The following is a 20,802-nucleotide window of genomic DNA, read 5'->3' on the forward strand; positions in this document are numbered from 1 at the left end:
TGGCCCCCTTTTTAAAAGGTTTATTTTGTTATGAATAATTCAAAGCTCGCCCCGACCTCCAATGGTTTATTTAACAGCCCCAAAAATCGCGCGATTATTTTCCAAGTTATTTCTTTGGCTGTTGTGATTTTATGCATTTTTTACTTCGTTAACAACATGTTTGATAATGTAGCAAAAAGGGGTATTACCACAGGTTTTTCGTTCTTAAGTGAAACAGCTGGTTTTGGTATCAGTCAATCGCTTATTCACTATGATGATACAACCTCGACTTTTTTAGATGTATTTATTGTTGGTTTATTAAATACAATCCTAGTGGGTGTTATTGGTATTGTTTTAGCTTCAATTATTGGCTTAATGGTTGGTATTGGTCGTCTATCATCAAACTATTTAATTGCTAAACTGTCGTTGGTTTACATTGAAACATTCCGTAATATTCCTATCTTATTACAGATATTGTTTTGGTATAACGTGGTACTTGCTACGCTACCAAGTCCGCGTCAAAGTATTTCTTATTTCGACTCTATTTTTATCAATAATCGTGGTTTGATTATTCCAGACCCTATTTTCGAATCTGGTAGTTTCTCTATATTAGTGGCGTTTGTACTTGCTTGTATCAGTGTCGTATTTTTGTCTAAATGGGCGAATAAGCGACATGATTTAACGGGTGAAGAATTTCCTGTTATTAAGGTCAGCATTAGCATGTTGATCGGTGCGCCATTGTTAATGTTTTTCCTTGCTGGACAACCAATCAGCGCTGAATATCCGGCATTGAAAGGCTTTAACTTTAAAGGTGGTGTCACGATTATTCCGGAGTTACTGGCGCTGATTTTTGCGTTAAGTATCTATACTGCTACTTATATTGCAGAAGCAGTGCGTGCGGGGATTGAATCTGTACCCCAAGGGCAAAAAGAAGCAGCCAAATCGTTGGGTTTAAAAGAGTATGTGATCTTACGTAAAGTTATTTTACCGCAAGCATTACGCGTGATCATTCCCCCTGTTATTAATCAATATCTTAACCTAGTGAAAAACTCATCACTGGCAACTGCAATTGGTTATCCGGAAATTGTTACCTTGTTCTCGGGGACGACGCTTAACCAAGTTGGGCAGGCTATTGAGATCATTTTAATGACGATGGCCGTGTATCTTGTTTTCAGTATTGTTATATCACTGCTGTTGAATTGGGTTAATGCAAGAATGGAAATTAAAGGAAGATAATATGGCTGTTTATACGATGAAAGAGGCCAAACCTGCACCTTCAACCAGTAAGGGTGTTGTATTCTGGTTACGAGAGAATTTATTTTCTACTATTCCTAATACACTGTTAACACTGCTTGGCATCTACTTTATCTATTCGACGATACCACCATTATTAGATTGGATGATCTTTGATGCGACTTGGAGTGGCACTAAAGAGGAAGTGGTAAAAGAAGGCGCTCGCTGGATATTTATCATTGAAAAATTCGATCAATTTATGTATGGGTTCTACCCTGAAGCCTTACATTGGCGTCCAAATCTGGTTGCGGTGTTGAGTTTAGCGCTTATATTTGGTGTGCCACGCATTGGTAATATTAAGATTAAACTTACGGCAATGCTATTGTACCCAATTGTATGCTTTATCTTGATCCGTGGTGGACTAGGACTTGAAGTGGTCAGTACTGAAAAGTGGGGCGGCTTAATGTTGACAATTTTGGTTGCTGCTGTCGGTATCATTGCATCATTCCCAATTGGTATTTTATTGGCGCTAGGGCGTCAGTCAGACAACATGCCGATTGTTAAAACCTTATGTATTGGTTTTATCGAATTTATTCGTGGTGTGCCGCTCATTACTATTTTGTTTATGGCGTCGGTAGTACTGCCATTGTTCTTTAGCGATGGTATCGAGTTTGATAAGTTATTACGTGCGTTAATTGGTATCACACTGTTCCAAGCTGCTTATATTGCCGAAGTTATTCGTGGTGGTTTACAAGCTATTCCAAAAGGTCAATACGAAGCCAGTGAGTCATTAGGGTTAACCTATTGGCAAGGGATGATTTTGATTATTCTGCCACAGGCGTTAAAGATCTCGATCCCGAACCTAGTGGGCTCTTTCATCTCACTGTTTAAAGATACAACGCTGGTACTTATTATTGGCTTATTCGATATTCTTGCAATGGTCACTCTGACTAATAGTGATACCAGTTGGCTTGGTTTTGAAATCGAAGGGTACGTATTTGTTACTATTATTTATTGGGTGTTTTGTTTCAGCATGTCGCAATACTCGCGCGTGATAGAGCGTAAATATAATACCGAGCATTAACAATCACCGTAAATTTTACAGTTTAAACTGACCATTTACGTAAGGTAATTGGTATAAGGAAGTATCATGTCAGAACAAGAAAATATGATCAGCATGCAAGGCGTTAACAAATGGTATGGTGATTTTCACGTACTTAAAGACATTAACTTAAATATTAAAAAAGGTGAGAAAGTGGTTATCTGTGGCCCGTCAGGCTCAGGTAAATCCACCACTATTCGTTGCCTGAACCACCTTGAGAAGTTTCAGGAAGGTAAAATTAATATTAACGGTACTGACTTGATTGATGATGTAAAGGTCGTACGTCATATCCGCTCGCAAGTCGGCATGGTATTCCAGCACTTTAATTTGTTCCCACATCTTTCAGTATTGGAAAACTTGTTATTAGCACCAACTTGGGTGCATAAGAAACCAAGGCATGAAGCGATTAAAACCGCGATGAACTACCTTGAACGTGTGAAAATTGCCGACCAAGCGCATAAGTTTCCAAATCAGCTTTCTGGTGGCCAGCAACAACGTGTAGCGATCGCCCGCTGTCTGTGTATCAACCCTGAGATCATGTTGTTTGACGAACCAACATCGGCACTGGATCCAGAAATGGTATCTGAAGTGTTAGATGTAATGGTCGAGCTAGCGGATGAAGGTATTACCATGATTTGTGTAACCCACGAAATGGGTTTTGCTAAGAAAGTGGCAGACCGCGTTATCTTTATGGATGCAGGGCAAATTATTGAAGAAAATGAACCGCATGAGTTCTTCGATAATCCACAATCAGATCGTTTAAAAATGTTCTTAGATCAGATTTTATCGCACTAAGCTAGTAGCTACTACAACAGTACCGATTACTAACAGTCGGTACTATTAAGAAGCCTTACTCTGAATCCGTTGTCATAATGGGGTCGGGGTAAGGTTTTTTGATCTATCAACCCACTACTGACGATCATTAATCATTCGGCACTATTGGAATTCAAGTCACAAAGAGTACCTATTAATGTATAATATAATTTATTCAATATTCTACATTAAGGAAAATTATGAATTGTACAAGCTGTAAAAACGGTGCTTTATTTCCAAGCTTTATCGAAGGGCTATTTAGGGCCCATACCTGTTCATCGTGTGGCGGTAACTGGATCCTCATCGAAGATTATGTTTCATGGAAAGAAAGAAATATTGATTATCAGTTTTCTGATGATATCTCTATTGAAGAATCAGAAATCCCAGATTCCAAACAAGCGCTTCTTTGTCCTGCTTCGGGGAGCATAATGCGGAAATTTAGAATATCTTCAACCAATGAGCATAAGCTGGATTACAGTGCAGTCGTTGGCGGCATATGGCTAGATAAAGGGGAGTGGGAATGGCTAAAAAGTGAAGGGTTAGCTGGCTGTTTAAATGCCGTAGTGACTCAACACTGGCAAAAAAAGATAAGAGAAAAAAGTGCTAAAGATAATTTTTCCGATATTTACGATGCTAAATTTGGTCATGAAGTTTATTCCAAAATAAAGCAAATGCGTGAATGGTTATTAGTTCAAGACCAAAAGTCAGATCTAAGGGCATATCTTTTAGCTGAAGACCCTTACTCAGCAGAAAAATAAATATAACAAGGCGCTAGGTATCCCAATGGTTTTTAGTTCAGGCACAAAGATAGCGTTATGGATGGGGATAAAATATTTTGGAAATTAAATCATACTCTGCCGAATGGGCGATTGAGGTTGCTGACTTGTTTCATCAATCTGTTCACACAATAGATCCTTCGGTATATACCCCAGAACAGAAAGAAGCTTGGGCTTCTACGCCTCCTGATTATGCTAAATGGTCCCTGCGATTAGACGAAAAAAGACCATTTGTGGCTATCATCAATGGTCTTATCGCTGGTTTTATCGAGCTAGATGCCGATGGTCATATTGATTGTACTTACACACACCCAAACTTTCAGGGGATGGGCGTCGCGTCTGCACTTTATGCGCATTTGCTTGCGGAAGCAAAACTCAGAAATATCGAGTGTTTATATGTTGAAGCATCATTTATCGCTAAGCCGTTCTTCGAGCATCGGGGATTTTCTGTAATAAAGAGAAATACCTTCCAACGAAATGGTGTTACTTTGGTTAACTTTACAATGGAAAGATATATAAGTGTATCGTTCTGAGAATTAAACAGCCTGGATAATATGAACTTACTCGATTCAAAACACTACTTACTTTCTGCAACGTTGAAAGAAGATAAAGTTGATGGATATGATGCCTACCCTTTATGTTTACCGGCAATCAGAGGGCTAACTGATAAGTTAATGTTTCATGACGCGGTAACATTTATTGTTGGCGAAAATGGCACGGGTAAATCGACTTTACTTGAAGCAATCGCGGTATCTCAAGGGTTTAATCCAGAAGGGGGAACTAAAAATTTCAACTTTTCGACGAGAAGTTCTCACTCCAATCTTAGCGATTACCTCCGTATTGCTAAAGCGATTAAAAGACCAAAAACAGGTTATTTTCTTCGGGCTGAGAGTTTCTATAATGTAGCCACTGAAATAGAGCAGCTTGATAATGAACCGTCATTCGGTCCGCCAGTCATTGACTCCTATGGTGGTGTGTCGTTACACGAACAATCACATGGGGAATCTTTTTTCGCCCTAATGCAAAATCGATTTGGTGCAAATGGCTTATACATTCTAGACGAACCAGAGGCAGCATTATCACCTAACCGACAGATGGCTATGATTACTTTGTTACATCAACTTGTTAATCAAGGCTGCCAGTTTATTATTGCCACTCATTCGCCGATATTACTTTCTTATCCAAATTCAATGGTTTATGAAATACGTGAAAATGGATTAGTACAAGTCGATTATGAAGATACAGATACATATTCAGTCACCAAGCATTACTTGAACAATTATAGGTCAATGCTAGACATACTTTTAGAGGAATAAAATGAGAATATTAAGCGGATCATGTTTATGTGGAAAAGTTGGCATTGAAGTTCCTGATGATTTTGACTATATGGGTAATTGTCATTGTACAGAGTGTCGTAAATTCACGGGCTCAGATTATTCGTCTGTGGGGGGCATTGCATCTTCAAAATTTATTTTTTCAAAAGGTGAAGAATTTGTTTCGATATATCCAAAAAGTGAAGAGACTGAATTAGCATTTTGTCAGTGTTGTGGTTCGAGCTTATTTTCAAAAAAAATCACGGGTGGTAAGCACAATATCCGCTTGGGAATTTTAGACTGCACCCCTACACATAAACCTAACTTTCATATCTTTGTCGCTTCAAAAGCGCCATGGCTTGATATTAATGACAAGTTAAAACAGTTTGAAAAAGAGCCTGTAAAGTAGCGCTGATATAAATGTTAACTATGGTATCTATCGAGGTCTAGATGAATATTTTAATTGAACAAGAGATTGCACTTCATCAATATGAGATTAGACAGAATAAAGCTGAAATTACGCGTTTACTGCATGTTGAATTTCAGGAGGTCGGAGAGTCGGGAACGAGTTACGATTTCCAAAGTATTAATGCCATGATGGAAGAAGAGCAAGCGTCAAACGGCTATATCCATTCTCAAAACTTCGAGTGTATTAACCTAGAGTCATGCGTTCAAATGCTATTATACAAATCAGCGTGGGTTAATGAACTTGGTATCAAAAGCCTCTTTGCGAAACGTGTTTCCATCTGGGTATTAAATGGTGTTCAATGGCAGTTGAAATATCATCAAGGCACTCGGTGCGATTCATTCTCAATTACCACATATTAAAGTTGCAGATGGTAAGGGTAAAAAGCTCGGCCGCACGCTTATCAGACCAACTGGTATTACTGAGGTGCGAGATTTGCTGGTTATCATATAGTAAAAACCCAGCAATAATAAGCAATTGCTGGGATAAAACACAGATTTTGGCAGGGATGATAAGCCTTACACGTGGGGACTAGTGTGACGTTTATCTTTTGCTATGTTTTATATTTACGTCTTGTTTGCTGCAGTTGGCGCTGGAGTACGAATCAAATGATCAAATGCACTTAAACTGGCTTTTGAACCTTCACCCATGGCAATAATGATTTGCTTATAAGGCACAGTGGTTACGTCACCGGCTGCAAATATACCTGCAACAGAGGTTTCACCTTTAGCATTCACTTCAATTTCACCACGCGGTGATAAAGCAACACCACTGTCTTTTAAGAAGTCACTGTTTGGCATCAAACCAATTTGTACAAAGATACCAGCAAGTTCGATCTGTTTTGCATCACCAGTCGCACGGTCTACATAATTAAGTGCAGTTACACGCGTACCGTTACCGATAACTTCTGTGGTTTGTGCTTGTTTAATTATCTCAATATTAGCCATGCTGTTGGCTTTATTGACGAGTACTTGATCGGCACGTAAGGTATCTGCAAATTCAAGTACTGTGACATGTTCAACAATACCCGCTAAGTCGATAGCTGCTTCGATACCAGAGTTGCCGCCACCGATCACGGCAACTTTCTTACCTTTGAATAACGGGCCATCACAGTGTGGGCAGTAAGCCACGCCTTTGTTACGGTATTTTTGTTCGCCGGGGACGTTCATTTCTCTCCAACGAGCGCCTGTTGATAAGATCACACTGCGGCTTTTTAATGTCGCGCCACTGTCGAGTTCAACATGAATATAGCCATCGGCTGTTTTTTCTGCACTGACTAAACGACTCGCTCTTTGTTCGTTCATGATATCCACGTCATATTCTTTTACGTGTTCTTCAAGTGCTGCAGCGAGTTTAGGTCCTTGGGTTTCTTTTACCGAAATAAAGTTCTCGATAGCCATTGTATCCATGACTTGGCCACCAAAACGTTCTGCCACGACACCTGTGCGGATACCTTTCCGTGCGGCATAAATTGCAGCTGATGCACCCGCTGGACCACCGCCCACAACAAGTACTTCGTACGGTTCTTTTTCATTTAATGCGGTGGCTTGTTTTTTTGCTGCGCCAGTATCTACTTTTGATAATATTTCCGTTAATGAAATACGACCTTGGGTGAAGACTTCTCCGTTTAAGTAAACACTTGGCACTGCCATGATATTACGTTCAGCGACTTCATCTTGGAATGCTGCACCGTCAATCATGGTTGTTTTGATATTTGGGTTAGTTGCCGCCATCATATTTAATGCTTGCACAACGTCTGGGCAATTCTGACAGCTTAATGAAATGAATATTTCAAAGTTCATCTCACCTTCAAGGTTGGCAATTTGTTTAATCACCTCAGCATCTAGCTTCATAGGGTGGCCACCACTGTGCAGGAGTGCCAATATCAGTGACGTAAATTCGTGCCCCATCGGTAAACCAGCAAAACCAATCGCGGTTTGTTTGATTGGATTGATTACCTGCATAATCGGCTTACGCGTGCTCGCACTTTGATCTTCAATAACGATTACTCTTTCGCTTAGTGAAGCAATGTCATTTGCTAACGTATGTAATTTTTGCGCAGTATCACTGTCATCAAGACTCAGCACAAGTTGTACTTCCGTTTTTAAGTTTTCTAAATACGCCTTTAACTGGGTTTTCATATTTTGGTCTAACATAGTGACACCTTTTCAATTTTGCTTATGGCTAGATGAGATACGTTTATTGGAAACGCTATTAGCAATTTGGTTAATTTAAAAATCTACTTTCTTACTCACTTCATTAACAGCGGCTGTGGTATTGGTACAGAGATGTTCATCGAAAATGTATTTTTAAATGACCTCAGCGACTGCTAAGCGATACTGAGGTCGTCTTATTTTTATTTATCAGTTAATCAATCTTTAAAGTGGCCTTTAAATTAGATTTTACCTACTAGGTCTAGTGAAGGAGCAAGTGTTGCTTCGCCTTCTTTCCATTTAGCTGGACATACTTCACCTGGGTTAGCTGCTACATATTGTGCAGCTTTAACTTTACGCATTAAGTCTTCAGCGTCACGGCCAATACCTTCTGCAGTGATTTCCATTGCTTGGATAACACCTTGTGGGTCAACGAGGAACGTTGCACGGTCTGCAAGACCTTGACCTTCACGCATTACACCGAAGTTGTTTGTAATGTTGCCAGCTTGGTCGCCTACCATGTAGTAGTTGATTTTGCCGATAGTGTCTGAACTGTCGTGCCATGCTTTGTGAGTGAAGTGGGTGTCAGTTGATACAGAGAAAACTTCTACGCCACGTTTTTGTAGTTCTTCGTAATGGTCTGCAACATCACCTAGTTCAGTAGGACAAACAAAAGTGAAGTCAGCTGGGTAGAAGAAGAATACAGCCCATTTACCTTTCACGTCTTTTTCTGATATTTCTACGAATTCGCCTTGTTTGAAAGCGGTTGCGTTAAACGGTTTAATTTCAGTGTTGATCATGTTGTCATCCTATTAATTAGTTGATTACTCGATTGGATTCTTGTTGCGAATCCATGAGAAGGATTATGGGGTAATTATACGGATAGGTACATCTGATTGAATCTATGAAAATGATAGTTTAAACCTATCGCTTGTTTTGAACGTGATTAAGCGCCGTGATATAGTTTGTGATTGGTATGATGCGCAGTGATTGTGAGCGTATTGGAAATAGGGATACTCTAGAGTGGATAGTGATATGAAAATAGAGATTGCACACATGACGCATTTAACCGCCTTCAAATCTTATGTCGATGAATGCGTAGATGATGGTATTAGCCTCTATGAGTTTATCTTCAATAATTACGCTGGCTATCTTAACAAGCGGATTGCTTATGCTCGTGGTGAGCAACTCCCGAAAGGTTGGACACCGATCATTACTTATTTCTGTATCGAGAATGGGGTTATTCTTGGATCAATACGAGTGAGGCTGGGGACTAATGCTTATATCGAGGACGTGATCGGTCATGTTGGATACGAAACTAGGTCATCTGCTAGAGGTAAAGGCGTCGCTAAATTCATGTTAGCGAGTATTCAAAAAACAGTATTAACCGATAATGTTATTATCACTTGTGATCCTGTCAATATTGCGTCACGTAAAGTTATCGAAAGTTGTGACGGCGAATTTATTAATCAATTCTATTGTGAAGAAGAAAACCAACACGTGCTGAGATATCAATTATCCTCGATATAAGCTATTTTTTAGATATCAATATTACAGCGGTTAAATTGTATTAGCCGCTGTAATTGTTTGGTATCACTAGCAATTAAAAGTCAAATTGCAAGCCAAAACCAAACCCTGAGCTTTCTTCATACATCACGCCACTTGCGACTAGCGCTAGATTTGGCAGTAGGTGGGCAACGAGTTCCGCACTGTATTCCATTTCTGATTCGTCACCGATATCGATATAAGCCGCATCAATAATAAACTCTAGTTGGTGACTGAATTGCATGGCGAGACCTACAGCTGCATTAAATCCGAATTCACGGTCAAAATCATCATTAGTAGCGGAAACCGAATTCGATTTAAATTCGATTTCTTTACCAAATTCATAAATAGCACCACTTTCAATTGTGAGATCAATTTTGGGTAATAGCGCCAACCTTGTACCCATGTTGAATACGGCTTGCATCGACGTTGTTGTCATTGAATTTTGTGCGTCAATAATCGTTTCTTTACTTAAATAGTTGAAACTTGTCCTGCTAAAGATATAAGGGCTAATTAAGTTGGATATATTGATCTGGTAGGTTTTTAACGGGTCATTAGCATTTTCAGCTACAACTTCCGTATAGTTTAGTTGGTAATATCGATAGCTAACCGGAGTATAGTTATTATTAGCAAAAGCCGCACTAGAAAATAGCGTGGCTAATGTGAAGTACAGATATATTAGTTTCATTTTACGTTCCTTGTTAAATGAGCTAAAAGTCGAGAATTAATTTTCATTGGTTATAGTGTATCGTAGTATATCGATAAATAATCCGGCTAAAGTATGAATAAATAAGGAGTTTCTGGTTATTGTAATTTAATGAAATATTGATATTCTGGATGAACACTCGTTAAAATGAAGACATATTATGGGCTGTATTAGTCGTTGTAATCTGTCGATTCATATTTAAAAGGGATTTTATGAACATCAAGCAAGCCTCTCTGGAAGAATTAAACGATCTCGTTAGTTTATTTGATCAATATATGGTGTTTTATAAGCAACCATCTGCCCCTCAAAAATACCGTCCGTATTTAGGTGAGCGTTTAATGAATAATGATGCGACCGTGTTTATCGCTTATAACAAAGCGGGGGAAGCGATGGGATTTGTCCTTAATTATCATTCGTTCTCGTCGGTATCATTAGGTAAAATCATGGTCTTAAACGATTTGTTTATTGTACCTGCGTATCGGAAACAGGGCGTCGCAAATGAGTTGATTCATCGGGTGGTGCGAGAAGCAAAAAACATCGGTGCAATTCGAGTAGATTTAAATACTGCACAAGATAATTTCTCAGCGCAAGCACTGTACGAAAAACTAGGATTTTTAAAAAATACGGAATATTTTAGTTACCATTTAGCCGTCAAATAAGTACTGCAGCTCACAATCCACCACGCATCCATATACCGTATTTGAGTTGATATCGAAAGGTTAACGATTAGCCTTTCTTCTTCTATAAACATTTCATCAATGCTGATTTCACAAACCTAGTATTAATCTATTACGGTTTACTCATGGTACTAATCAAAGACCTATAGTTTTGTCCTAATACTTTGATTTAAAAGTTTTATATACTCATTCTTATGGTTGATATTAGTGTTATAAAATATTTTATGTGACCTCAGCCACACAAAGGTAAGTGTTAGTTAGTGTATTCTATAAAATTCAAGTAGTTATAGACTTTTGGCTTGTGATTTTATGGAGTTAATATGCTGGCGTTCTTTTTATCTGATATTAATTTAGCTTATACCATAGCGATTAGTATCGTATTTATATTTACCGTAATTGAAATTTTAGGGTTACTCATAGGGCTCAGCCTATTAGACATATTCGATAATATCTCGCCTTTTAATCTTGATGGTTCGGCAACTGTGCAAATGGGTGGCTTAACCACGGCGTTAGACTGGTTATGCCTGAGTAAATTACCCTTATTCATTTGGTTAATTTTGTCATTTACCTTATTTGCTATTTCAGGCTTTGTACTCAACTTTACCGCCATATCGACTTTTCAGTGGCAGCCTTCATTCTTAATGACGGGACCATTTAGTGTATTTATCACCTTGGTTTTCCTGCATTTCATTGGGGCTAAGTTGGCCAAACTATTACCACAACGTGACGCGTCAGTAACATCAACTGCAGAGTTCAATGGTAAATTAGCCCGCATTACGATAGGGACCGCAACGAAAGGTAACCCCGCAGAAGCAGTACTCATTGATGACGTTAATCAAAAGCATTACTTGATGGTCGAGCCTGCTTACGAACATGAAATTTTTACGCAAGGTTCAGAAGTCGTTGTGGTTGAAAAGCTGACAACGAGCTGGCTCGCGATCCCATTTAACTGAGTTTAAAATAACTAAGCTATAAATAATTAATCAATAAAACTACCATTCACTTTAGGAATATTATCATATGGAATTATCAGAAAATCTCACGTTTACCTTAACCATAGCGGGCATTGCCGTTGTGGCATTACTGACAATCGGTCTCATTATTGCTAAATTGTATGTGCGTTCAACCAAAGAAGTGGCTTTTGTGAGAACGGGAATGGGTGGCGAAAAGATTGCTAAAGATGGCGGAATGTTGGTATTACCGGTATTGCATGAAACCATTCCTGTCAGTATGAATACTCTACGTATTGAAGTAGAAAAAATTCAAAAAGATGCTTTGATCACCAAAGACCGTATGCGTGTGGACGTAAAAGCCGACTTCTATTTACGTGTTGCACCGACTAAAGAAGGTATTTCAATGGCGGCGCAAACACTTGGTCTTAGAACCATGCGCGTGGAAGAATTGAAAAAATTAATGGAATCTAAATTTGTCGATGTTTTACGTGCTGTTGCGGCTGAAATGACGATGACAGAAATGCATGAAAAGCGTTCTGATTTTGTGCAAAAAGTGCAGCAGAGTGTGATGAATGATTTAGAAAAAAATGGACTGGAACTTGAGTCGGTATCGTTAACAGGGTTTGATCAAACAGACCTACAATACTTCAACAAAAATAATGCCTTCGATGCTGAAGGTCGTGCGTTACTTGCTCAGATTATTGAGCGTAAACGTAAAGAAACCAATGATATTGAGCAAGAGAATAGAATTCTGATTGAGCAACGTAATGTACTTGCAGAGAAACAATCATTAGAAATTGAACAAGAAAAACAGAATGCACAATTAAACCAAGAGCAAGTCCTTGAAATGCGTAAAGCAGAGCAACAAGCGACGATTGTTAAGCAGCGAGAGCAAAGAGCACAAGAAGAACGCGAAGCTGAAATCGCAAAGCAAAGAGCGATTGAAGCTGCTGAAATTGAAAAAGCCAAATTCATTGAAACAGCGGAAATTGAAAAAATAAAAGTATTAGAGCAGTCAAGAATTCAACAGCAGCGTGACATTGAAGTTGCGATGCAAGAAAAGCAAATTGCAGTCGCGGTTAAGTCTGAAGAAGAATCAGCAGCACGTGCTAAAGCGGCGGAAGCAGAGAAGAACAAAGTAGAAAAAGAAGAAGCGGTTATTACTGCACGTGAAGTTGCGCAAGCAAACCGTGATAAGCAAATTGAAGTTATCGCGGCAACGAAAGAAGCCGAGCGTGAGGCTGTTGGTATTACCGTTCAAGCACATGCAGGAAAGCAAGCGGCGGAAGATAATGCCGAATCAATTTTAATTGAAGCAAAAGCATCAGCTGATGCGTTAAAACTGAACGCTGAAGCAAACGAGAAAGTGTATGCCGTTGAAGCGGCAGGTAAACGTTCGCGTTATGAAGCGGATAATCTTTTGAGTACTGAGCAGATAGACCTACAAAAATCATTGGCTATTTTACAAGTACTACCAGAGTTAATTGCCAATGCGGTTAAGCCATTAGAGAATATTGAAGGCATCAAGATCCTGCAAGGGTATGGTGGTAATAACGGTCACAGCGTTACTGGTGTAGGTTCAAATGATGAGCGTTCATCTGCGCCAAAAAGTCTATCTGAGCAAGTCACTATGGCGGCATTAAATTATCGTGCTAATGCACCGCTGGTGGATAATATGCTTAAAGAGATTGGACTCGTTGATAAAGAAAATGGTTCGTTGGAAGATTTACTGACGGGTAATCATAATCTAATCAAACAGTCGGTGACTAAAGCACCAACCAATGATCCGATAAACAAGTCGGACAGTGATATCGGATAATGGAATACCGAACTTAATTATTGAGTTTCTATATCCCCTTTATTTCACGATAAAGGGGATTTTTAATAGCTAATACCCGCGCGTCGGTAGATAAATCCCAGTAACCAAGCAGGACCGATTAACAAGAATTGCAGATCTTCAAAGAATGAGGGTTTCGCGCCTTCAATCTTGTGCCCTACAAATTGAAATATCCAAGCAATTGCAAATAGTACAGCGCTAAATATCCATAACGGTATAGATAAGGTCAGGGTGAGAACATAACACGTAGCTAAGCACGCACAGGTGAACGCTAACATACCCAACATGATACGTACTGACAAGGTGTAATAGAAATACAGCGCAGGTAGCATGACCAGTGTTGCCCAATTGATTAAAGTAGATGTTCCCATCCAATCTGCTTTCGGAATCGACCATAATAAACCAACAATGGTAAAGAATATGACTGGTACCATAACCCAATGAATACGCTTATTGGTTTTGTTCTGATGGCTGACCCCATATTCATCAAACCATTGTTGTACTGTTCTCGACTGACGTGACATATCTTACTTCCTGGCTATGCTATAAATTACACGAGTGATAATGTGTATCGATGAGATGTTAATAGGCTAGCATGACTCATAAAATGAAAGTGTTATAGAGATATTATTTTGGATATTTAATGTTATTTATGATGTGTTTATATTGAGATGGAACGTATTTTAAGCAGAGCCCAAGTGAGGTAAGGCACTTGGGTTTACTGATATTAATTTGAGGCTGTGTTAATGGCTATTTAATCAATACTGTTGCTAACACATCAAATAGAGCATCAATTTCGCTGGTGGTATTGTAATGCATAAAGCCAATGCGGATCACACCACCTTTATCTAAGATGTCTAGCTGTTTACATAAGCCGATCGCATAGAAATGACCGTTCCAAACACACATATTATGTTGACCAAGCAGGCCTGATACATCCTCTGGTGATGTATGGTTAATACGGATAGAGAAGGTTGGGGTACGTTCTGCTAATCGCTCCATATCATTAATACCATACAGCGTCACGTTGCTGTATTGTGCTAGCTTAGTAAGAAAGTGTTGGCTTAGTTTTTGTTCATGGATTTGGTATAGCTCAAAGCTTTGTACAAGCCTTTCTCGTAGTGGTAGCGCTTCATCACCAGCATGCGCAAGATATTCAACTGCAGCGCTAAATCCAGCTAGCGCTTCGAAACTTTGCGTGCCGGTTTCAAATCGACCTGGTCCTTGATTTGTCGCGGGCTCTACTTTGTATGGCGATAAGGTATGTAACCACTGTGGCGCAATATATGCGATACCTACGTGAGGACCAAAGAACTTATAAGCTGAACAAGCTAGGAAATCACAACCCAATGCTTGCACATCAACAAGCTTGTGTGGCGCGTAATGGACCGCATCAATATACACTTTAGCGCCTACTGCATGCGCCGCGTCAATAATTGGCTTCACGTCTACCGATGAGCCTGTGGTGTTCGATGCAAACGTTAAAGCCACTAATTTAGTTTTGTTAGAAATTAATGAGATTAAATGTTCGCTATCTAACGTGCAATCGACTTCATTAACGCGAGCTTGATGCACTACTGCACCTTTGTCATCGGCAGCTTGCTGCCACGTTGATACATTTGAATAATGATCTAGAGCAGTCACAATCACTTCATCACCAGCTTGCCAATCACGGCTAATCGCACGGCTTAATTGGAACGTAAGTGACGTCATGTTAGCACCGAATACGATATTATCTGGTGATTCGGTATTAAGTAATGCTTGGCCGCTTAGGCGTGCGTTACGCATTACATCAACGGTTTTTTCACTTGAGAAAAAACGACCGCCAAGGTTCGAGTTATATTTACCTAAATAAGCCGTCATTGCATCAAGCACTGATTGTGGAACTTGTGAGCCACCAGGACCGTCAAAAAAGTACACTGACTCGCCATTTACTTGCTGTTGTAAAGCTGGGAAAGCTTGGCGGATTGACTCAATACATAAGTTCATAGGTTATTCCTTTAATAAATTTTTTGTTACTTCTGCATCTTCAATTTATGCAAAGAGTAATCTTGTTTTCTGAGTGTGAGTGATGTTTTGGTTGCTGGTTTATAGATCAAGCAGTGAAAACAAATACGTCGCGTAGTCCGGTTTCATCTTGTTGATCTGGCAGTGTTTCTGTTACGTAGTGGTAATAGCGACGATCATTAAAAATGATAAATTGGTTTTCTTCTAACGTGGTGCTCATATGTGGATGTTGGTCAACTGGCGATGAAAATATCTGCGTGAATGCACCAGCGATGTTGTCTCTTTTTACACAGAAAATACCAACAAAATCAAAACCGTCTTGATGGATACCTTCGGGTGCTGGTGACCCTGACTTATCTTGTGAACAAACGACACGGATCTGGTGAACGCCAATCGGTTGTTTTGTGGTATCGACGTTTGTTCGTTCAAGAAATGCATTTAATAAATTTTGAAAATCAGGATGCTGATCAAGCGCTGGTGAGATGTTTTCGAACTTGCGCTCAACATTACCGATAAGACGGTTTACATCTGACGACTGCATGAAGGTACTTGAGTTTAACTTTTCGAATTGTGTATCAGTCTTCTGGTATTGAGAGAATGCACGGAATCGACAGTTACTTTCGAGGTAAGGATCTGCACCTAAATCATTAAAGAAATGACCTAAGTTTTGAGCGCAAGTTGAGGGTGCTTGAAATGCTTCAATAAGAAATGATCCGTTCATCGTGTAAATCCTTGGTTAACCAAATGTAAAAGTAATGCTGATTATCCGTGTAAATGGAATAGTTACAAGATGGCGGACTAACTTCAAAAGGATGTTTTATAAAAGGCTACCTGGGTGCTTCGCATTGAAACTATAGTGTTGTTTTTGCATTTCGTTTTGAATTTATATTTTGCATTTTGTGGGTTTTGCGATATTCAGTTTATTGATATCAAAACTAAAATGATAACAAGCGCACAAAAAAGCCCAAGCAATTTGTTACTATTTCTAGTTAACATGTTACTTGGGCTTCTTATTATCTACAGCGTGCTTAACTATTGACGGTATTATTAACTATCAACAGCTGTAAACTATAGTTCGTTAACGAACTCAACAGCACGACCGATGTAGTTAGCTGGCGTCATTAATTTTAATTCCGCTTTAACTGCATCAGTTAGCTCTAGTGTATCGATGAATTCTTGCATAGCAGGACCATCAACACGACGACCACGTGTAAGCTCTTTTAGCTTTTCGTATGGTTTTTCGATACCGTAACGACGCATAACTGTTTGGATTGGCTCAGCCAGAACTTCCCAGTTACGATCAAGATCGGCACGTAGCGCTTCTTCGTTAAGTTGTAATTTACTTACACCTTTTAACGTTGACTCGTATGCAATAACAGAATAACCGATAGCAACACCTAGGTTACGTAATACAGTTGAATCTGTTAAGTCACGCTGCCAGCGAGAAACCGGTAATTTTGCAGAAAGGTGATTGAATAGTGCGTTAGCAATACCAATGTTACCTTCTGAATTTTCAAAATCAATCGGGTTAACTTTGTGTGGCATTGTTGAAGAGCCAATTTCACCAGCAATCGTTTTTTGCTTGAAGTGACCTAGGCAAATGTAACCCCAGATGTCACGGTCAAAATCAAGAATGATTGTGTTGAAACGTGCAATTGCGTCATACAGTTCAGCAATGTAATCATGCGGTTCGATTTGCGTTGTGTACGGGTTCCATACAACACCTAGGCTAGTAACAAATTCTTCAGAGAACTCGTTCCAATCTACAGCAGGGTAAGCTGAGATATGTGCGTTGTAGTTACCTACAGCACCGTTGATTTTACCTAAGATTTCAACGTTAGCAATTTGTAGCATTTGACGGCGTAAACGCATAACAACGTTAGCAAATTCTTTACCCATAGTACTTGGCGATGCAGGTTGGCCGTGAGTACGTGATAATAATGGCGCTGTAGCATATTCTTTTGCTAATACTGTTAGGCTATCGATAAGCTTTTCACAGTAAGGTAAAAGAATTGTTTCACGTGCTTCCGTTAACATTAACGCGTGAGACAAGTTGTTGATATCTTCTGAAGTACAAGCGAAGTGGATAAATTCAGAAACTGCATGTAGTTCTGCATTATCAGCCACTTTCTCTTTCAGGAAGTATTCAACTGCTTTCACATCGTGGTTTGTTGTGCTTTCAATTGCTTTAATACGCGCAGCGTCAGCTTCAGAGAAGTTATCTGTGATGCTGTTTAATGCAGCGTTAGCATCAACGCTTAGCGCTGGTACTTCTGCAATCGCGTCACATTCAGCTAGTTTTTGTAACCAGCGAACTTCTACTTGTACACGGTATTTGATTAGACCAAATTCACTAAAAATTGAACGCAGGGCTACTGTTTTGCTACCGTAGCGACCATCGACCGGGGAAACAGCTGTTAACGCTGATAATTCCATTACTTACTCCTGGGTGTGTTTAGGTTAAATTCGAGCTAATTGTTGCTTAGCTTGCTCTACCATGTGTTTACGATTGAAAACTACTTGGCGACGTTTACCGCCTGTTTGTCGCCATAACACTGCTGAGCGAATACCGGCGAATAATACTGCACGGATCTTATCTCTCACCAATGTTTGTTGTAGGAAACTTGAGGTTCCTGCAATTTGGATTTTGGTGCCAAGTGGACTGATTAAGTCCACATAAATTGACGCCATGTTACTTAAAATTTGTGCATCCGTTAGCTCATAGTGATGAGTTTGACGTTTCACTTGTGAGATACGCTCACCTAACATACCAAGAATGTCATTGCGTTTAGCAAGTTTACGCTCTAACGCAACAAGACCAATCATGTAGCGTGTTAATGCGCTATCTGGCCCTGTAGATGTATTACTTAACTGTGCCACGAGGGTCTTATAACCGAGTTCTAGGTTTGCGTATTCGCCATAAACCTCGATAGTTTGGCTTGGATCCGTTACGATCACACAGCGTAAAGTATTACTTAATTGTGTATCATCACAATTGCCAGTTGTTGCAAGTTGGTGTACAAGTGCAGCAGCCTGACAAACGCCAGCAAAGGCTATATTTGATTCTTGGAAGTTAGTTGACACTGTTAGCCCCTAATTTGAACATCAATAATTGCGCCACCTAGGCAAACGTCATCAAGGTAAAATACCGCTGATTGACCTGGGGTAACCGCAAGTTCAGGTTTATCAAAAGTTACTTCAATTTGATCTTCGCCGATTGGAGTAACTAAGCAAGGTACATCCGTCTGGCGATAGCGCGTTTTTACAGTGCAACGTAATGGCTGTGTTAATGGTTCACGACTAACCCAATGGAGTTGCGATGCCATTAAACCTGTCGAGAATAAACGTGGGTGGTTGTGACCTTGTGCCACAAGCAATACGTTACGCTCCATATCTTTATCAACGACATACCAAGGTTCTTGGCTGTTGTTGTTTTTCATACCGCCGATATGCAGGCCTTTACGTTGACCCAGTGTGTGATACATCAGACCTTGGTGTTCACCAATTTCTTCGCCATCAACACTTTCAATTTTACCTGGCTGTGCAGGTAGATATTTGCTTAAAAATTCAGTGAATTTACGCTCACCAATAAAGCAGATACCAGTACTGTCTTTTTTGTTTGCTGTTATCAGGTCTTGTTCTTCAGCTATTCGACGTACTTCTGGTTTTTCTAATTCACCCACAGGGAACAATGAACGTGAAACCTGTATATGATCTAACGTGTATAAGAAATAGCTTTGGTCTTTATTGCTGTCCAAGCCACGTAACATTTCAAAGGTGCCATCGGCTTTTTGACGACGGCTAACGTAGTGACCCATGGCAATATAGTCAGCAGAAAGTACTTCTGATGCAAACTGCAGGAATGCTTTAAATTTGATTTCTTTGTTACAAAGAATATCTGGGTTTGGTGTACGACCAGCTTTGTATTCAGCTAAGAAGTATTCAAATACGTTATCCCAGTATTCAGCAGAGAAATTAATAGCGTGTAACTCGATACCTAATTTATCACATACTGCTTGTGCGTCTGCTAGGTCCTCAGCAGCGGCACAATATTCATCATTATCGTCATCTTCCCAGTTCTTCATGAACAGGCCTTCTACTTGATAACCTTGCTGTTGTAACAGGTAAGCAGAAACAGATGAGTCAACACCGCCGGACATGCCAACGATTACTTTTTTAGTACTGTTTAACGCTTTAGTACTGGCGTCGATTGTATTATTTGTCATAGGACCTTTTAATTACTCTTGTAGTAATGCAAATAAAGTTAAAGGCTTTTTTGCTAATGTATTAAATATATAACTGAAATAGGTGTTCTGGCCACAGTTAGTTACTGTTCTTAGGATCCTAAGATCCAATCGCGCGAATTTTACCATGAAGGCTAGCGCAAAAACAGACTTTGGTACTAATTCATCATGTTAATACTGCTTTCAACTAGTTCACCTGGTTGGATGTTATCCAACGTCCAAGGACCAATGCTATAGCGGATCAAACGCAGGGTAGGGTGCCCAATGTGTGCAGTCATACGACGAACTTGACGGTTACGTCCTTCGATAATTGTAATAGATAACCAAGTGGTTGGAATATTTTGGCGTTCACGAATTGGCGGTACACGTGGCCATATATTAGGCTCTGTCATTATTTCAACTTTAGCTGGCAGTGTTGATCCATCTTTTAATACCACGCCGTAACGTAAATCGTTCAGTTTTTCTGGACTTGGTTCACCTTCAACTTGGACCCAATAGGTCTTTTCTGTTTTTTCTCCAGGTTGAGTTAGCTTTGCTTGGAGGCGACCATTGTTGGTTAACAATAGTAACCCTTCGCTGTCGCGATCTAGGCGACCAGCTGCATAAATATCCGGCACCTTGATATAGTCTTTTAAGGTTTCACGGTTATCAGCATCAGTAAACTGGGTCAATACCATGTAAGGTTTATTGAATACATAGACTTGGGTTGGACCAGCTTCTTTTGGTTTAGTATGTTGTGGGCGATTGCTTTTACCACGTGGTTTTACCGTATTAGAGTAGCTGATTTGGCTCTTTTTAGCCTGTTCAGATGGGCCTTTCTTTCTACCTAGAGTTAGTTTTGGTTTTGCTGGTGCTGGTTTTGACATGGTATCGCTAATAATTAAAATGCTTATGAGGCAATTGTAGCAAATTTTGAAGAGCTATTTATAAGGTAATTTAATTTAGATAAATTTAATAAAGGGTAATTTAATTAGCTGCTAAAATACATTGGTATGAAA

General features: G+C 39.6%; 22 protein-coding genes. 12 read left to right on the top strand and 10 right to left on the bottom strand.

Annotated elements, in window-relative coordinates; translation table 11 throughout:
- The first annotated feature begins 30 nt into the window (after positions 1-30).
- From HWV01_RS05465 to HWV01_RS05500, 8 genes are all read left to right on the top strand, one after another.
- Positions 31-1,215 (top strand): amino acid ABC transporter permease, encoded by a 1,185-nt coding sequence (locus tag HWV01_RS05465; protein WP_211674452.1) that lies wholly within the window; start codon positions 31-33, stop codon positions 1,213-1,215.
- Between the two features lies 1 nt (position 1,216).
- The gene (locus HWV01_RS05470; protein ID WP_211674453.1) at positions 1,217-2,296 is read left to right on the top strand and encodes an amino acid ABC transporter permease; all 1,080 of its coding nucleotides are present in this window, start codon (positions 1,217-1,219) and stop codon (positions 2,294-2,296) included.
- A 66-nt stretch (positions 2,297-2,362) separates the two neighbouring features.
- Complete coding sequence (locus tag HWV01_RS05475) at positions 2,363-3,109, top strand: amino acid ABC transporter ATP-binding protein (RefSeq protein WP_370629419.1); 747 nt, start codon at positions 2,363-2,365, stop codon at positions 3,107-3,109.
- A gap of 218 nt (positions 3,110-3,327) precedes the next feature.
- Entirely contained in the window at positions 3,328-3,885 is a 558-nt protein-coding gene (locus tag HWV01_RS05480; protein ID WP_211674454.1) for a zf-TFIIB domain-containing protein, read from the top strand.
- Between the two features lie 77 nt (positions 3,886-3,962).
- Positions 3,963-4,436: a GNAT family N-acetyltransferase gene (locus tag HWV01_RS05485; protein WP_211674455.1), complete on the top strand. Its 474-nt coding sequence runs from the start codon at positions 3,963-3,965 to the stop codon at positions 4,434-4,436.
- 21 nt (positions 4,437-4,457) lie between these two features.
- A complete protein-coding gene (locus HWV01_RS05490) occupies positions 4,458-5,219 on the top strand; it encodes an AAA family ATPase (RefSeq protein ID WP_211674456.1) in 762 nt (253 codons plus the stop codon).
- Position 5,220: 1 nt separating this feature from the next.
- Positions 5,221-5,625, top strand: coding sequence for a GFA family protein (locus HWV01_RS05495; protein WP_211674457.1), 405 nt, complete (start codon positions 5,221-5,223; stop codon positions 5,623-5,625).
- Between the two features lie 41 nt (positions 5,626-5,666).
- Entirely contained in the window at positions 5,667-6,044 is a 378-nt protein-coding gene (locus HWV01_RS05500) for a DUF4440 domain-containing protein (RefSeq protein ID WP_211674458.1), read from the top strand.
- 204 nt (positions 6,045-6,248) lie between these two features.
- Here the strand turns inward: HWV01_RS05500 and ahpF are convergent, their stop codons facing one another.
- The gene (ahpF, locus tag HWV01_RS05505; protein ID WP_211674459.1) at positions 6,249-7,838 is read right to left on the bottom strand and encodes an alkyl hydroperoxide reductase subunit F; all 1,590 of its coding nucleotides are present in this window, start codon (positions 7,836-7,838) and stop codon (positions 6,249-6,251) included.
- Between the two features lie 239 nt (positions 7,839-8,077).
- Positions 8,078-8,635 carry an alkyl hydroperoxide reductase subunit C gene (gene ahpC / locus HWV01_RS05510; protein WP_211674460.1) on the bottom strand — a complete coding sequence of 186 codons (558 nt, stop codon included), beginning with the start codon at positions 8,633-8,635 and terminating at the stop codon, positions 8,078-8,080.
- A gap of 235 nt (positions 8,636-8,870) precedes the next feature.
- Between ahpC and HWV01_RS05515 the strand changes: the two genes are divergently transcribed.
- Complete coding sequence (locus HWV01_RS05515) at positions 8,871-9,365, top strand: GNAT family N-acetyltransferase (protein WP_211674461.1); 495 nt, start codon at positions 8,871-8,873, stop codon at positions 9,363-9,365.
- A gap of 73 nt (positions 9,366-9,438) precedes the next feature.
- Here the strand turns inward: HWV01_RS05515 and HWV01_RS05520 are convergent, their stop codons facing one another.
- On the bottom strand, positions 9,439-10,068 hold the full coding sequence (locus HWV01_RS05520; RefSeq protein ID WP_211674462.1) for an outer membrane beta-barrel protein: 630 nt from the start codon (positions 10,066-10,068) through the stop codon (positions 9,439-9,441).
- Positions 10,069-10,298: 230 nt separating this feature from the next.
- Here HWV01_RS05520 and HWV01_RS05525 point away from each other — a divergent pair, with 230 nt between their 5' ends.
- From HWV01_RS05525 to HWV01_RS05535, 3 genes are all read left to right on the top strand, one after another.
- The gene (locus HWV01_RS05525; protein WP_211674463.1) at positions 10,299-10,745 is read left to right on the top strand and encodes a GNAT family N-acetyltransferase; all 447 of its coding nucleotides are present in this window, start codon (positions 10,299-10,301) and stop codon (positions 10,743-10,745) included.
- Positions 10,746-11,083: 338 nt separating this feature from the next.
- A complete protein-coding gene (locus HWV01_RS05530; protein ID WP_211674464.1) occupies positions 11,084-11,716 on the top strand; it encodes a YqiJ family protein in 633 nt (210 codons plus the stop codon).
- A gap of 67 nt (positions 11,717-11,783) precedes the next feature.
- The gene (locus HWV01_RS05535) at positions 11,784-13,535 is read left to right on the top strand and encodes a flotillin family protein (RefSeq protein ID WP_211674465.1); all 1,752 of its coding nucleotides are present in this window, start codon (positions 11,784-11,786) and stop codon (positions 13,533-13,535) included.
- 62 nt (positions 13,536-13,597) lie between these two features.
- Here the strand turns inward: HWV01_RS05535 and HWV01_RS05540 are convergent, their stop codons facing one another.
- The 7 genes from HWV01_RS05540 to HWV01_RS05570 all read right to left on the bottom strand — a co-directional run bounded on the left by HWV01_RS05540 (position 13,598) and on the right by HWV01_RS05570 (position 20,670).
- Positions 13,598-14,077 carry a DUF962 domain-containing protein gene (locus HWV01_RS05540; protein ID WP_211674466.1) on the bottom strand — a complete coding sequence of 160 codons (480 nt, stop codon included), beginning with the start codon at positions 14,075-14,077 and terminating at the stop codon, positions 13,598-13,600.
- A 226-nt stretch (positions 14,078-14,303) separates the two neighbouring features.
- On the bottom strand, positions 14,304-15,542 hold the full coding sequence (locus tag HWV01_RS05545; protein ID WP_211674467.1) for a cysteine desulfurase-like protein: 1,239 nt from the start codon (positions 15,540-15,542) through the stop codon (positions 14,304-14,306).
- 106 nt (positions 15,543-15,648) lie between these two features.
- Positions 15,649-16,281, bottom strand: coding sequence for a 2OG-Fe dioxygenase family protein (locus HWV01_RS05550; protein WP_211674468.1), 633 nt, complete (start codon positions 16,279-16,281; stop codon positions 15,649-15,651).
- Between the two features lie 347 nt (positions 16,282-16,628).
- Positions 16,629-17,996 carry an adenylosuccinate lyase gene (gene purB, locus HWV01_RS05555; RefSeq protein ID WP_211674469.1) on the bottom strand — a complete coding sequence of 456 codons (1,368 nt, stop codon included), beginning with the start codon at positions 17,994-17,996 and terminating at the stop codon, positions 16,629-16,631.
- A 24-nt stretch (positions 17,997-18,020) separates the two neighbouring features.
- Entirely contained in the window at positions 18,021-18,644 is a 624-nt protein-coding gene (gene hflD / locus HWV01_RS05560) for a high frequency lysogenization protein HflD (protein ID WP_211674470.1), read from the bottom strand.
- A gap of 2 nt (positions 18,645-18,646) precedes the next feature.
- Positions 18,647-19,786 (bottom strand): tRNA 2-thiouridine(34) synthase MnmA, encoded by a 1,140-nt coding sequence (gene mnmA, locus HWV01_RS05565; protein WP_211674471.1) that lies wholly within the window; start codon positions 19,784-19,786, stop codon positions 18,647-18,649.
- 176 nt (positions 19,787-19,962) lie between these two features.
- Positions 19,963-20,670 carry a pseudouridine synthase gene (locus tag HWV01_RS05570; protein WP_211674472.1) on the bottom strand — a complete coding sequence of 236 codons (708 nt, stop codon included), beginning with the start codon at positions 20,668-20,670 and terminating at the stop codon, positions 19,963-19,965.
- Positions 20,671-20,802 lie beyond the last annotated feature (132 nt).

Source organism: Moritella sp. 5, from assembly GCF_018219455.1.
In the GTDB taxonomy this organism is placed as follows: Bacteria; Pseudomonadota; Gammaproteobacteria; order Enterobacterales; family Moritellaceae; genus Moritella.